This is a genomic window from Paenibacillus sp. FJAT-26967 (genome assembly GCF_001541095.1).
In the GTDB taxonomy this organism is placed as follows: Bacteria; Bacillota; Bacilli; order Paenibacillales; family NBRC-103111; genus Paenibacillus_F.
The window spans coordinates 586,034-601,068 of sequence record NZ_LMXH01000002.1 but is presented as its reverse complement, the minus strand read 5'-3'; the positions used below and the strand labels follow the sequence as shown (position 1 = coordinate 601,068).

Genomic DNA, 15,035 nt, shown 5'->3' with positions numbered 1-15,035 from the left:
TCCTCTACCCCCTCTTACCAAATTCCGCGCTGCAGATATCTGCGGCTCAAGCTGTTTCCTGTGACGACTAACGTGAAAGCAATCACAGATTCAAACATACCGACAGCTGTGGTGAAGCTGTAATCTTGGTTGCCAAGACCCATCCGGTATACGAAGGTACCAATGACATCTGACACGTTGTATACCGTCGGGTTATACATCACCATAATTTGTTCGGTACCCGCTTCGAGCACAGATCCGAGTCGTAGAATAAACATAAGCAGGATAGTCGGCAGAATACCCGGCAGGGTAATGTGCCAAATTTGTTTCATCCGCCCAGCGCCGTCCATTTTGGCGGCTTCATACAGCTGCGGATCAATCGTGGAGAAAGCCGCAAGATACACGATGATGCCCCATCCCGTTTCTTTCCAGCCCGCCGAACTGATCAGGACACTTCTGAACACGCTGCTTTCCATGAAGAAAGCGATCGGCTCCATGCCGAGCCATACCAGCGCTTTATTCACCATCCCGCCATTCACAGACAGGATATCGATGAAAATACCCGCAACGATGACCCACGACAAAAAATGCGGCAAATAAATGACCGTTTGTATGGTACGCTTGAACATCATATTTTTCATTTCGTTCATGAGAATAGCGACCAAGATCGGCAGCGGGAACAAAATCAAAATTTTGAGCAAAGAGATGATGAGCGTATTGACGAACACCACCCCGAATTCATCGGAAGTAAATAATCTCTTGAAATTGTCCATACCTACCCAAGGACTTGCCGCCATTCCATCAAAAATATTGAAATCCTTAAATGCGATAATCAGGCCGTACATCGGGGTGTATTTGAACAGGAGAACGAACAGGATGCCCGGAATAAGCAGCAGATACAGATCCCAGTCTTTCAGAATGTCCGACCTCAGCTGCTGGCCGTAGCTGCGTTTTGAATTGGAGACTTTCACCTCGGAAGCCGACTGTCTCATCGAATTCCCCCTCATCTAGCTTTGTATAGATCTAGTTTAGAACTTGCCGGACTTTCTTAGTAGAGGACTCTCATTACTATTTGTGGTACTTTGATGTTGCCTTAACGAAGCGCAACACAAAGACAGCCCGTCATTTGCTGACGAGCTGCCTCTTGTAGATATATGTGCAGGGAATGTCATTGCATAACCCGCGTAATGATTAAAGCTTCTTGACTGCCTTATCAATCAGATCTGCGAACGTACCGCTGCTGCTATCAAGGGGTGACCAATAGATGACTAGAACATTCTTATGCTCAAAGGGCTAGTCCATAGACAATCATTTATTTTTTAGTATCACTCGGGGACTGGACACTCGAGATATTTTCTTTAATATATTTGCCGGCAACAGCAGGAACTAGTGCATTAAAGGATTCTGTATTAGTCTTATTTAATTTATTATAATTTCCTTTAATCACGTAAACAGGCTGTAAGAATGGCTGATTATCAATGCTTCCCGCATCTTCCCAATAAGCAAGGTCAATTTGTTCGATGTTTGCATCAACGGCACCAGGTTCAATATTATGGACGGCATTGCCATGTTTTAATTCTTCAACTGCTGCTTCTGGAGTCTTAAGTTGGTACGAAGATTGGTCTACCTCATCTTTATGAAACTTTCTTACTGCTTCAATTACACCACTATCCCCAATCTCAACAAGTATTCTTGATACACCATACACTGGTACATTCCCGTCAATAAACTTATAAAAATGAACTGTCTTATTAGTCACGAATCCTTTTTCTGTCACATCAACATTAGCAGGTCTTTCAGTATCTTCCGTCACCTCAACAACTTTGAAATTATTTGGAAGCCAACCTAAATTATCTAAAAATTCTTTGGCTAACTTTATAGATTCTTCATCACTTGGTACTTTAATATTGCCTCTCACCTTTGACTCTTTTGCTTTCTTATTTAGATAAGTAATAGCCCCAGTATCTTTTTCAATTTCTAAATATTTGTTTTCATCCTCAGCTACGAGTAAATCACCTAAAGATTTATCACTTTTATTTTTTACCACTTCATTAATCTTAAGTTTATCTGCTTCAACCATAAGATCTTTAACTGTAATGTTTTTCTTAATGAATTTAAAAACTTTTGCTTCTTGAGAGGACGCAAATTTCATATTGCTTGTTTTAAAGTTTACTTTTGATGCCAATTCTTCACCTGGTAATGGAAATATCAGTTCAGGTAATTTTTCATAAGATGTAACCTCTTCTGAACCCACCAAAGAGCTGTTTTCCGCATTTGTACTATACTTGACAACTCCAAAAGACGCTCCAAGAAAAAGTGATGTGCAAATAAACAATTTCAATTTATTTTTCATTCTAATTAAAACCTCCTAATTTCACAAAAATTTTAACTAATGATACACCTAGACAATAAATTTTTTTATTATACGATCATACACATTACTAGCAATATGCAGGACATCCTGGTATTTTATTGCCTGTAGCTGTAATAGTTTTACTCCACGTACTAAAACTACCGGCATTATTTGATGAATATGCTGGTGCTGCTACAGTTGAACTGTCCCATTTATCGTTAATGAAATTAATATGTCCTTTTACTCTAGCGACTACACTCCCTGAAGGGTTACTTGTGGTTTGATCAGTAGGTAATTGGGGTTGGTACTTTGCCGCGGCATCAAAGAATGAATCTTTAATGGTCCATCCAGCTCCTAATCTAGCAGCATAATGGCTTCCTTCTCTAGAGTCTAAATACATTCGTGTACCATAACCCATTATTAAATGAATACCATTAAACATAGCCCACATCTTTTGATCATTTATTGTTGATCCTTCATCACTTAAAAAATAACATTGGTGCATCGTAGCCCATCTTAATTGATTAGATCCCCATCTAATTTCGTCCCAACTTGCGTTTGCTGCATCTTGAAATTCACTTGTATGAAAAGAAGTACTTGAATTTAACGTATATAAATGAGCAGCTGCTCCTTCATTCGAACTAAAACTAGAGGCACGATATCCATGACCCGAAAATGCAAAGAACTGCACAGAGTTCGCAAAACTTCCTGTTAAATCCGATTCCCAAGCTGAATTATCTTTATATGCCGTACCTGTATCTACTACTAAATTATTACCTACCATCCCATCTTTTAAGTTTTGTACATAAGCACCGCCTGCTCTATTTGGATTAGTATCCGCAGTGCAATTTCCATTTGAATAAGTACTAACACCAACATACCCATGCGTCCACTTTGCAGAAGCAATGTCTGAGTTAAATAAAGAAACAGAGGAGGTTAACAGCGCCACCGCAATTACCACCTTAAAAATCTTCATGTTAGAATATCGATACATATTTTTAAACACTTCCTTTTATTTTTATTTTATACAAATTTTAACATATAGATAACCTGTTATCAAGTGTATCTTATACGCTTTATTTACCTATATTCAGTAAATCGTTGACATCTTCTAGGATGGTTTTTTCACCAAATACGCCTACATAAATTTTAGATATATAGCCTTTCTGATCTATTAAAAAAGTTGTCGGAAAATTTCTTACATCAAATCCCTCTTGATTCAAACCTTCTTTATCCAAATAAACAGGATACATAATTTGATTTTGAATAACAAACTTTTTGATATTTGTTAAATCATCTTGTTTAGTTAAATTAATAGCATATATGTTTATCTTATCTCTGTGGTTAAAAAACAATCTGTTCAGAATTAATGATTCTTCCTTACAAGGTTGACACCAAGATGCCCAAAAATTAATAATTGCTGGCTCACCCGTCCCTAACACAATTTTTTTCTCCTGCCCTTCTAAACTATGCAACGACAAATCTGGTATTTTCTCTCCACCAACACTACGTATAGTTTGTTTTTTTTCAAAATTAAATATAGTCAAAATAATAATTAATAACAAAATTATACATATTATTTTTTCCTTTTTCATCATTAATAAGCTCCTTACAACTATTGAATAAAACTTAATAATACTAAAACATATAATTATTTTCCATAAAGACTTCTATTTAAAAATTCCGCTAGCTCATCGCTTTTTATCCAAAATTGCGAATTTTCTTCAATATACTTTGGACTTAGTTCAAAAGAAGAAGATACATGACCACGGGAATCTTTATAGTAAGCAAAAGAAAGTATTTTTTTATGAAAATATAGTGTTAAACTCCCGTCAGGAGTGGAACCATGTCCCTGCCTGTTACTACTAACGTACTTAGCCTTTTTAAGTAAATTAACTATCTCAAGCTTGTCTTCCTCATTAATAGTAATACTAGATTTCATAAGTGGATTAATAGTAATTTTGTTGACATCATAATTTTCAATCTCACTGCTAACTGTAGACCAATTCATCCAATCTTTTATGTAATCCTTATTCCAATATACAATCGAACAAATAATAAGTGAAAACAGAAGAGCGGTCTTGAACCATCTTTTTCTTAGAAATAACATTTAAATCACCACCTACATAACTGTTATGGGATATAAAACGATGATTTGTTTAAATTTAATAAATTACATATTAATACAAAACACATTGTAGAACATAATCCATTTATAGTAAATAGATCGCAACAAGAAAATTCAACTTCGCCCGTACAGTTATCACTATTAAGTAAACTCCCCTTCTAAACGAATTTGTTCCGAGAAAAGTTGCATTTATTGGTAGAATGCAACAAAAAAATATATGCGATACATATCTAAGCAAAAAAAACTCAAGATGATACTCTGTAAATGAATGAGTTATCACAAATCATCTACAGGGTACCACTATGAGTTTTTTGAACTGAACAAAATCAATCCTCAGATCTGATTATTTATTTATACTACTTAGCTAGTAACTACTCAGTGCTTCATCTCGCCCGGTGTCACGCCCCAATATTTGCGGAACACCTTCGTGAAATAACTGACATCCCGGTAACCGACAATACGCGCTGCATCGTATACTTTTGCCCCATCAAGCAGGGCTGCTTTCGCCCGGTCCATTTTACGATCCAGCACATAAGCCGAGAAAGCGACGCCTGTTTCCTGTTTGAACAAACGGCTCAGATAAGAGGAATTCACGTACAGCCGGTCCGCAACACTGTGCAGAGTAATGTCGCTGTCGATTTCCGCTTCTACAATCGACAGAATCGTTTTGACAACCTGATGGCTGGTTGTTTTGCGCTGCTCCTGCATATGCGCGATGAATTTACGGACGGTACGCTCCAGCCACGAATGGATCTGCTGCTTGGTTGTCAGCTTGGTCACATCCTGATAATAGACGTAATCCTCACGCACGACATCCTGAACCCGCCAGCCTTGTTTGTGTATGATCCGGATGATAAGACTGGACCAGTACATGAGTCCTTCGTGCATTTCAGCCACTGTCCCTGATTGCTCCATTCCCTGCGACCATAGCTCGGCCAGAGCCTCCAGTGCCTTATTCTCATCGCTCGTCTCCAGCGCAATCTCCAGTGTCTTCTCCGAATTGTTAGCCAGAGGTACACCCGTGCTCCCGGCAGGCTTGTCCTGATAAGGTATCGCGATATCAGATCCATACACGATGCGGTCCTGCAGCGCCTGATAAGCCTGGCTGTACAGCTTGCTGACCTCATCCAGGCTGCCCGTTCCCCCGCTGATGCCTGCGCTGCACGTAATTTTCAGGCATTCCTTTACCTGTGACAGCAGCTTGACGATGGCCGCATTCACACGCAGCATCACATCGTTGGCTTTGTCGTCGCCCGGCATGGCGAACAGGATCAGCGTGAACCCGTTGCTGTCCGTGAAGACCCAGCAGCCGTGATTCTGCAGGAACTCGCGCGCTACACACTGCAAGGAAAATCGCAGCAGAGGCATATCCCCGCTCTTGTAGCGCGGCTCATCCAGCGCCAGCGGATCAACATCGGCCAGCGCCACCGTGTACTGCATGGTTTCATCCAGATTCAGCAGATAGTCCCGGCTGATCTTGCGGATTTCCCACAAGTCATATTTGCCGCTGATCAGGTTCTGGAAGAAAGTCGTCTGCAGCTGCGGCAGATGCTCCGACCACTTCTCCTGCAGCTCCGCCTGGCTGTGCCACCGGTCCAGCTCCTGCCGCAGGGACTCGGCCGCGCTTAGAACCGTGGCCAGTATTTCCTCATCGCCTGCCGGTTTGAGCAGATAATTGGATACACCCGCTTCCATCGCAAGCTGCGCAAATCCGAAATTGTCATGTCCGCTCAGAATGATCATTTTGATAAAAGCATCTTTCTCGCGCAGCTTTTTGGCAAGGGTAAGCCCGTCCATTTCCGGCATCTGCACATCCAGAAGCACGATATCCGGCTTCTTTCGTTCAAACAGATACAAAGCCTCCGCCCCGCTTGCCGCCTGCGCAATAACCTCAATCCCGTTCTCTTCCCACGGAATGTTATTGACTAGTGAGTTACGAAGTCTTACCTCATCTTCCACGATCATTAGATTCATGCTCCCGCCTCCTCTTCATCCTCTGTTTGTTCACTCTGCCGGAAGACGTCCTTGCATTTGCTGAGCGGGAGCTTCAATGTCGTCTGAGTCCCCTCTCCTTCTGAACTATCGATCAATAGGGATGCTTCCTTCCCATAATACAGCTTAACCCTCGTTATGACATTCCGGAGTCCGAATAGATCTTCTATCTGGTCTTCTTCCAGCGAATACAGTTTGTAATTGCGTCCATTCAGGCGTTCCAGTTCTCCTTGAATATAGCGCAGCCTTTCCTCTTTAATTCCGCTTCCGTTGTCTCGGACGATCAGGAGCAGCAGCCCGTCTTCGATCCGGGTTTCGATAATGAGCCGACCGCCGTCTTCCTTCCCGTCCATCCCGTGCAGGATCGCATTCTCAACAAGCGGCTGCAGCAGCAGCTTCAGAATGGGCACGTCCCGGGTTAGCTCGTCTATGCGGTATTCGACCTCGAAATTTTCCAGAAAACGAATTTGCTGAATCCGGATATAGAAGTGCAAATGCGATACACTCTCTCCGATCGGGAAAACATCTCTTCCTTTGTTCAGGCTAAGTCTGAAAAATTTAGACAAATTGAGCACCATCTCGCTGATCTCGTCTGCCTCGTAATTTTTCGCCGTCCAATAAATGGAATCCAGCGTGTTGTATAAGAAATGCGGATTAATCTGCGATTGGAGGAACTTGAGTTCAGTCCTGGCCAGTCTTAAATTCTGCTCATAATGATCTTCAATCAAGTGCTTTTGCTGCTGCGCCATTTTATTAAAAGAATCCGTCAAATACCCGAACTCATCCTTGCGTTTATTCTCCAGCTGGATATTCAGTTTGCCGCTGCCGAATCTTTTGATACCATGGGATAATTTCTGCAGGGGTGCAGCGATTCCGGAATAAACCACCCATGAGATCCATAGTGCCAGCAGGATGCTGATCCCGATAATCCCATAGGTATACATGGCCACCTGTTCGGTATCGCGGTACAATTCGCTTTCAGGCTGCATCATCGTCAGCTTCCATTTGGATGATTGGGAATGTGTCGTGACAGACAGCATATCCGGCTCGTAGGGCACGACGATATCCTTCGTTTCACCGTTCTTGCTCACCCCCACAATCATGTCCCCGTCGCTATTGGTCAGAAAAATCCGGGTGTTATCCGAGGGCAGCAAGGGTTTAATCAAATTCAGCAGTTTGGACTTATTTAAAGAAATAAGCAGAACGTTCGGCTGCCTGTCCGGATTGTACAGATCCATGGACCGAATCAGTGTCACACTGTCCGAAACCACCATCTTGCCTAGTGTAATCTGCCCGTCCACAATTTCACTCGGCAGCATATACAGAATGCCTGTCCCGTTAGACTGCGCCGTTCTGGTCATGAAATCTTGTTCAGGAAGACTGGCGAGTTTCCTGCCTCCATAATAGTTGGATAGAAGCATATTGGAAGAATGGTGATAGACCGAGATTTGCGTAGCAATATTATTAATGGAATTGAGATTCGAAAGCTGTTTCATCAGCTGCGCAAAATCAACGATAGCTTCCGGCGTCAATTCCTTGCCGTTACGCTCAAGTAAGGTAACCATATCGGCATCCGTCGATATAAGGGTGGAAAGTTCCTCCGCACTCTGGAGCGTTAAATCAATATAATCCATTGCGGAGTCCAGTGCCAGTCTGGAGCGCTCAGTTGCCTGCTCTACCAAGATCTCCTGAGAGCGCTCATTGGCAAACAAACTGACTAGAACAAGCGGAAGCAGAATCAGCAGGAAGTAGCAGGTCAGACGTACCTGTATGTTATGACGGAACCGGTTGACTATCCATGTCAGCACTCTGCTCATGTTAATCCCCCTGCGCTCTTCCCGGCGCACGGTACCACTCATTGACTTCTTGTGTCATTTCATCGCCGCCTTCTTTCATCCACTGTTCTACGACCCCATCGAACTGATCCAGCGGCTTGACACCCATAATCATAAGTACGAATTTTTCCCTCAGTTCCTTCTGCTTCTGCACGTATTTGCTCATAGCGGGAGTCGGTGATCCGTAGAAGGCATTCGGGATTAGATTGTCTTCAATCCGCATTAAGTTCTCATAGAGTTGAAAATCACCGAGCGAATCCAGCCGTTGTTTGGATATATCCGGTTTCTCCAGGTCTATGAGAGACTGATACATGCCCCGGTACAAATGTTTGTCGTGCTCGACAAAATCCGTTATCATCTTGCCGTTTTCCATCCGCCACACTTCATTCTCAAACCCGAGTTTAAGGTCTCTATACCCATCCTCCGCCATGAAATTGAGAAACCGGATCACACCCGCCGCCTGTTTGCTTTGAGCCGGAATTACGTTATAGGAACGGATCAGTTCGGTCGCATAGACGCCTTTATCCCCGTAAGGGCCGACTGGATATTCAAGAGGAATCCACACGGCCCGCGGATCTCTTTTCTTATTCGCTGCAATCGGACCGCGCGTATCATACCAAGTGGCTGAGAACAGGCCGACTTTGCCGGAGATGATTTTATCGATCATGCTGTTGTAGCGGTTTAATGGAAATTCCGTATCCAGCAGTTTTTCTTTGTAAAGCTTATTCAGAAAAGCAAGCGCTTCCTTTGTTTCAGGCAGGATACTGCTGTAAACCAGATCTCCATACCGGTCCATCCACTGGTCAAGCTGGACTCCGAATGCTCCGAAGAATGGGGCGGTGCGCCCTAAGGAATCGGAGAAGGTCAGACCAATCGTATCATCGACCCCGTTCCCGTCGGGATCATCCTGGGTAAAGGCGCGGATAACCTCATAATATTCATCCAGCGTGACAGGCGGTTTCAGACCAAGCCGATCCAACCAATCTTTACGCACATACATAAGCTCCAGCCCTTTGACGGTATTCAGGCTTGGTATGGCATAAATTTTACCGTCCACGGTAACCCGGTCCCAAGCTTCCTTGGGAATATTCTTCTTCAAATCAGGTCCGAACCGGTCGATCAGATCGTCAAGAGGCATAAGCTTGTCCTGCTTGGCGTAATTATTCATCCATACCTGCTCCGAATAATTAATCATATCGGGCGTACTTCCGGATGCCATGATTACGTTTAACTTTTCCTCATAGACATCCTTCGGAGGAATCGTCACCTGTACGTCGAGCTTGGTATGTTCTTCAATGTACGACAGATAAGGATTATTGTTCTCGTCCAGTCCTGCGGGGAACGTCATTCCCAGATCATTAATCACAATCGAAATACGTGATCCGGCATCCGTACGCTCCTCCGTCCCAGGCTTCTCGGATTGGAACAAACCGCCCGTATTTATACATCCGGCAGGCAGAAGAAGCAGTGCCGTCACACAAACACACTTCAGCACCTGACTAAGGCTTGTATTACAAATGTTGATCATAATATCGCATCCGCTGTTAGGATTTCAGACATTGTTTGATGACCGGAAGAAGCTGCTGCGCCATCTGCATAAATCCGTAATCCGTCGGATGAATGCCGTCTACGGTACATTCTGCCCAGTTCTCCCGAAGCATCTCTGATCCGTCATAAAACGTAATATAACGATCCCCGGCAGCGATCCGCTTCTCCACTTCTTCCTTCTGAAGCCGCTTACGATCAAGCTTTCTTTGCTTAACTTCCGGATCGAACGATTCCCAAGCAAAATTAATGGCCGATACGAGAAGAATAGGTACCTCAGGATGCTTTTCACGGTACAGATCCAGAAAAACCGACAAAGTAGACTCCATCATATCCACAGTACCCGAGTTAGCCTCGTAATCCATCACAAAAAGCGCCGGATCGGGAATTTCACGGATTACCTTGGCCACGTTAGGCTCTCCTTTGCCATTACCGGAAAAACCCAAATTTATAAATTCCATATTAAGCTGCCTGCTCAAAATATTCGGGTAACTCATGCCCGGTCTGCTCGCACAGCCGCCCTGAGTAATCGAAGTACCGTAAATTACAACTTTATCCGTCCGGTCATACCCTGGCACTTCCCATATAGAAGCATCCTGGTCCGTACCAATCCACAGCTCTTCTACTCCCTGGTAAAGCGGAAAATTAAGTGTGTGAAAGCGTCGCTCTCTATCCGCAAATGTAAATATCCGGCTGGTGTACTCCGTCACGCTGCTTCCTACGGATGCCGTGGCGCAGTATTGTTGATTTCCGGGCTCACCCACATACAGATCAAACCCGCACTGGCCCATAGGCGTCATGTTGTTCAGGTAAGCCGCACCGCTAAGTTTAACGCGCACGTGCAGCTCTTTCGTGTCCGAGTAAAAGCGGACCTGTCCGCCTGATGTGCAATTCGCAAGAACCTCCACAGCGACCGGAATCTCACAAGCAGGTTCTACGGGAAGACGGCGATACTTTCCTTCCTTCTCCATCCAAGGGAAACCTGCCACGTGGAAAGGGGCTTGCCGTGGATCCCACCATTTAACCATCTGGTCCGCTTGGCACACTACATTCATATTGCTGTCCAGACGGGCTGCATTCATTTTATTTGTCTCTGTCATCCTTGTTGTCACTCCTCACGATTTGTGTCCTTCTACTCTAACTTACCGTTGATTTTTCGGATATGCAAAGCTTTTTTTAGGTCCTGCATTTAAGCGATACAGACCTCTTCAATTTTCAATGCATCCATCCTTACTTGTAATTGCAAAAAAACATTCCTTCTTCTATTTATTAGAAGAAAGAATGTTCCTATTAATCGTGCTATTCATAACACAGGATATTAACCCTTTGGGGGGAAAGGATCATTCCCGTAGCTGTTGGATTCCGCTATTTTACCATCCCGGTTATGGATTTTATGCTCCGTTTCATCCCGCTTTGCTTCTTCACGGCCGCGTGCCTGCGCTTCTTCTTTCTTGTCGTGATGACTAACTTTCCTGCCATCTTTCTGGTTATCCCAGCCTCCTTCCGGATTCGGGGTTGTATGCACAGATGCGGAGTTATGTTCGGACATGCTAATCACCTTCCCTTTTGAATTAAGTTGTATTACCCTTTGCCCGGTATTTCTACACATCACAAACAGGGCAGTTCTTCCTGTTTAAGCCCGGACTCTTATAACCGTCTTTAACGGACGAATTCTAAGATCGTATCCAACGACTGCTTCTTCTGCTTGGCAATTAAATCTCCGTATTTATGCAGGCGTTCATGGATGGTAAGCAAAGTAAACTGCTTCAAATCCACACCCTGCCGGACTTCATCCCATGTAAGCGGTGTAGAAACGGTCGCCTGCGATCTGCCACGCGGTGTGTAAGGCGCTGCCAAACTTTTACCCGCCGCATGCTGCACATAATCCACGTAAATCCGTTTCCCGCGGTCCTTCAGCAGCCGCTCTATCGTGAACAAAGCCGGATATTTCTCCGACAAATATTCACCTAGAAATTTACCGACCCGCCTCAACTCACCGAACGTATAACCGGAATTAATCGGAACTATAATCTGCACGCCGGTGGCCCCGGATGTTTTGGGTACCGATGCAATACCCATCCCCGTTAAAGTCTCGCCGATAATCGCGACGGCTTCCATCAACCTGGGCTCATCCTCCGTACTCGGGTCTATGTCCAGGACCCACTCCGCCGGCTCTTCGCCTCCGATGTATTCAAAGGACGGATGAAATTCCAAAGCAGCCAAATTACCGAGCCACAGCAAAGTGGATACCGAGTCCAGATTGATGTAGTGAATTCCTTCTTTCTGAGAGGTCTGTACGTAGGATGGCAGCGGAGAAGGCGCATTTTTCTGGTAAAAGGATTTCCCGCCTACTCCGTCCGGATAGCGGATGGTCGTCAAATAACGATTCCGGCAGTACCTCAGCAGATAAGGAGCAAGCAGAACCAATTTCTGCAGATACATCCCTTTGGTAATACCTGCTTCCGGCCACAGCAGCTTATCCGGATTCGTTACTCTTATTTCGTTGCCGTCCACTTCGACTGTGCCGACTTGTTGCGGACTCATAAGGGAATCCCTCCGATGGATAGCAGTTTAGGATGCCGCAGAATTCCGTTCTCCGTCATTTCACGTCCGGTCACGAGCAGGGAAAGCGGCTCCTCCAGCCATCGCACGTCCATACCCTTCAAGCCTTCCGGAACAGCCTGGAAGTAATCCTCCAGACTGCGCCCGGTCTCTAAGCTAAGCAGTTTCCGCTTGGAGTGCTGGCTCAGACCCGAAGAGACACGGCCCAAATAACGGCCGCTGCTGCGCATGACCAGGCTTGCCGCCCGGCCTTCCTTTACCAGCACGCCGACGCCTTGAACCTCTAGCCGGAGCGCTGTTTTACGCTTATACCAATCATGGTGATCTTTCCCGGAACGGTACAGGCTGTTCAACCGCTTCGATATTATTCCTTCCCACGCGTTCGCTTCTGCCCAGTCCCAGAGAGCTTGCCCGTCGTCATACAGATCCGTCACATAGAGCGGAGGTTCCCAGCCAGCCGCTGCTTCCTGAAGAAGCTTGAATCTCTCTTGAAAAGAAACCCGCCGAAGATCCTGCTGTCCCAGCTGAATCAAGTCAAATAACATGTAATGCACCGGTTCTCGCTGCGCAGACCTATTAATAAGCCCAATATCCGTCAGTTTATCGCGCTGCTGCATTTTCTGGAAGCTGGGTTTACCTGTTGCTGGATCAAGAATAACAGCCTCTCCATCCAGTACATAGCTCCCTTCCAGCTTTTGCAGCGCTTTTACCAGATCGGGATAGTTGAGATTTTTAGGCAGCATTTTCTTGGAGAACAGCTCCACGCGGCCCTGATCCACCAGGGCGATGATCCGGAATCCGTCCCATTTCAGCTGGTACACCCAGTCATCTCCTTCGGGTATGTCCGTTGAAAGAATCGGGGACATCGGTATGAATCGTTCCATGCGTCAGCTCCCTGTCTTCTTAGCCGCAGTTTTGCTTCGGCGCTTCGCTTTGCCTGCTCCTTCAGCCGCTTTCTTGGAGGGACTCTTCGCTTTGCTCTTGGAGGAACTCCTGGCTCCAGAACCGGAAGCAGAACCGGAACGGCTCTTGGTGGAACGTTTCGTTTTACTGCCGGCGGATTTCTTCTCACCTTCGTCTTCATCTTCTTCTCCCGGATTGCCCTTCATCTGCTTCAGACTTTGCTGCAGGGCATCCATCAGATCGATCACATTCGTTTTCTTCTCTTCCGGCGCTGCCTTCACTTCTTTGCCCTCCACCTTATCTTCGATGGCATCGAGCAGCCTTTCCCGGTAATCATCCTCGTATTTATCCGGTTCAAAACTCCCCGTCAGCTGGTCAATCAGCATCAGAGCCATATCCAGCTCACGCTTGTCGGCTTTTTGCTGTTTGGGAAGATTCGGGACCTGTTCTTTGGGACGAATTTCTTCCGCATACCACATGGTCACCATAGACAGCACACCGTCAATGACACGGATTGCGGCGAGACTGCTTTTGGAGCGGATCGTCACGTTGGCGATTCCGATCTTCTCCGATTTCTCCAGTGCCGACACGAGCAGATTATAGGCATGCGAACCCGATTCATCCGGTGCGAGATAGTACGTTTTCTGAAAGTAAATCGGATCAATTTCTTCCAGGTGCACGAAATCCAGAATCCGGATTTCCCTTGACTTTTCATCGGCAAGAGCTTCCAGTTCTTTTTTATCAAAAGTCACAAAATGACCGGGTTCATACTCGTATCCTTTGACAATGTCGCTCCAGTTCACATCTTCTTCACACTTAGGGCAAGTCCGGTGATACTGGATCGGGACATTATACTCCTTATGCAGCATTCGCATGGAAATATCATTGTCTTCCGTAGCTGTGTACATTTTGACGGGGACATTGACCAGACCGAAGCTGATCGCGCCTTTCCAGATCGTTTGCATGCTTGGTTCCTCCGTTTCCTTTGCTGGTACGTGTTATGTAGCCTATTAACCCTCTGAGAAGACCGCAAATCAGATTTACTTGTGGTAAAAAACAGGTGGGAAGGGTAAAGAAAAAGATCAGCATCCTACAGTAGGAGAACGGGAGGGACAAAATGATATGCGAAAAGCTGTTTTTCTGGATAGAGACGGGGTCATCAACGAAGTCCGGTCCCCAAGAGTCCATTATGTGAATAATGCAGATGATGTATTCTTGCTGCCGGGAGTGGCCCAAGCGGTCCAAGCGCTTAAGGAAGCCGGGTACATGGTGTTTATCGTCACCAATCAAGGAGGAATCGGGCTCGGCTATATGACGACAGCACAGCTCCATGCGGTTCACCGGCAGCTTCTCCTGCTGCTTGAAAAAGACGGCGCGGTCATTGATGATATTGCCTATTGTCCGCACCGCCCGGGAGCCGGGTGCCTGTGCCGCAAACCCGAGCCCGGCATGATTCTCGACTTAGCGCAGAAGCACCGGGTTCACTTGCCGCAATGCTATACCATCGGCGATAGAGCCCCGGACACAGCCGCAGGGCGCTTAGCGGGGACCCGTACGATCCGCATTTTTTCCGGCGAACAGACAGACCCGGATACGAACGCGGATCTGACTGCCGGGTCGCTTCTTGAAGCTGCGCTTCTAATCGTGCAAGAACAGCTGCAAGAGCAAGAAAGGCAGGCACAGGACTCTTCTTCATCAAATTCATAACCCAAGCGCAGTACCATGTTCGTGCATCGGA

General features: G+C 45.6%; 14 protein-coding genes. 1 reads left to right on the top strand and 13 read right to left on the bottom strand.

Annotated elements, in window-relative coordinates; all coding sequences use genetic code 11:
• Nucleotides 1-14 precede the first annotated feature (14 nt).
• From AR333_RS12645 to AR333_RS12585, 13 genes are all read right to left on the bottom strand, one after another.
• On the bottom strand, nt 15-971 hold the full coding sequence (locus tag AR333_RS12645; RefSeq protein WP_068775708.1) for a sugar ABC transporter permease: 957 nt from the start codon (nt 969-971) through the stop codon (nt 15-17).
• Between the two features lie 320 nt (nt 972-1,291).
• A complete protein-coding gene (locus tag AR333_RS12640; protein ID WP_068775707.1) occupies nt 1,292-2,332 on the bottom strand; it encodes a hypothetical protein in 1,041 nt (346 codons plus the stop codon).
• A gap of 88 nt (nt 2,333-2,420) precedes the next feature.
• Complete coding sequence (locus AR333_RS12635) at nt 2,421-3,281, bottom strand: DUF6345 domain-containing protein (protein WP_172798847.1); 861 nt, start codon at nt 3,279-3,281, stop codon at nt 2,421-2,423.
• A gap of 127 nt (nt 3,282-3,408) precedes the next feature.
• Nucleotides 3,409-3,930 (bottom strand): TlpA disulfide reductase family protein, encoded by a 522-nt coding sequence (locus AR333_RS12630; RefSeq protein WP_068775705.1) that lies wholly within the window; start codon nt 3,928-3,930, stop codon nt 3,409-3,411.
• Between the two features lie 53 nt (nt 3,931-3,983).
• Nucleotides 3,984-4,442 carry a hypothetical protein gene (locus tag AR333_RS12625; RefSeq protein ID WP_068775704.1) on the bottom strand — a complete coding sequence of 153 codons (459 nt, stop codon included), beginning with the start codon at nt 4,440-4,442 and terminating at the stop codon, nt 3,984-3,986.
• Nucleotides 4,443-4,835: 393 nt separating this feature from the next.
• The gene (locus tag AR333_RS12620) at nt 4,836-6,434 is read right to left on the bottom strand and encodes a response regulator (RefSeq protein WP_068775703.1); all 1,599 of its coding nucleotides are present in this window, start codon (nt 6,432-6,434) and stop codon (nt 4,836-4,838) included.
• Nucleotides 6,431-8,269: a sensor histidine kinase gene (locus AR333_RS12615; RefSeq protein WP_068775702.1), complete on the bottom strand. Its 1,839-nt coding sequence runs from the start codon at nt 8,267-8,269 to the stop codon at nt 6,431-6,433. Before AR333_RS12615 ends, AR333_RS12620 begins: the two co-directional genes overlap by 4 nt.
• A 1-nt stretch (nt 8,270) precedes the next feature.
• Entirely contained in the window at nt 8,271-9,815 is a 1,545-nt protein-coding gene (locus AR333_RS12610; protein ID WP_068775701.1) for an extracellular solute-binding protein, read from the bottom strand.
• 16 nt (nt 9,816-9,831) lie between these two features.
• Nucleotides 9,832-10,932 carry an SGNH/GDSL hydrolase family protein gene (locus AR333_RS12605; protein ID WP_084783630.1) on the bottom strand — a complete coding sequence of 367 codons (1,101 nt, stop codon included), beginning with the start codon at nt 10,930-10,932 and terminating at the stop codon, nt 9,832-9,834.
• Nucleotides 10,933-11,150: 218 nt separating this feature from the next.
• Nucleotides 11,151-11,381: a DUF2188 domain-containing protein gene (locus tag AR333_RS12600; protein ID WP_068775700.1), complete on the bottom strand. Its 231-nt coding sequence runs from the start codon at nt 11,379-11,381 to the stop codon at nt 11,151-11,153.
• A gap of 110 nt (nt 11,382-11,491) precedes the next feature.
• Entirely contained in the window at nt 11,492-12,376 is an 885-nt protein-coding gene (gene ligD / locus AR333_RS12595) for a non-homologous end-joining DNA ligase (RefSeq protein ID WP_068775699.1), read from the bottom strand.
• Nucleotides 12,373-13,278, bottom strand: a complete 906-nt coding sequence (locus AR333_RS12590; RefSeq protein ID WP_068775698.1) for a DNA ligase — start codon at nt 13,276-13,278, stop codon at nt 12,373-12,375. The genes ligD and AR333_RS12590 overlap by 4 nt, the downstream gene beginning before the upstream one ends.
• Before the next feature lie 3 nt (nt 13,279-13,281).
• Nucleotides 13,282-14,262, bottom strand: a complete 981-nt coding sequence (locus tag AR333_RS12585; RefSeq protein ID WP_068775697.1) for a Ku protein — start codon at nt 14,260-14,262, stop codon at nt 13,282-13,284.
• A gap of 157 nt (nt 14,263-14,419) precedes the next feature.
• Between AR333_RS12585 and AR333_RS12580 the strand changes: the two genes are divergently transcribed.
• The gene (locus AR333_RS12580; RefSeq protein WP_068775696.1) at nt 14,420-15,004 is read left to right on the top strand and encodes an HAD-IIIA family hydrolase; all 585 of its coding nucleotides are present in this window, start codon (nt 14,420-14,422) and stop codon (nt 15,002-15,004) included.
• Nucleotides 15,005-15,035: the final 31 nt, after the last annotated feature.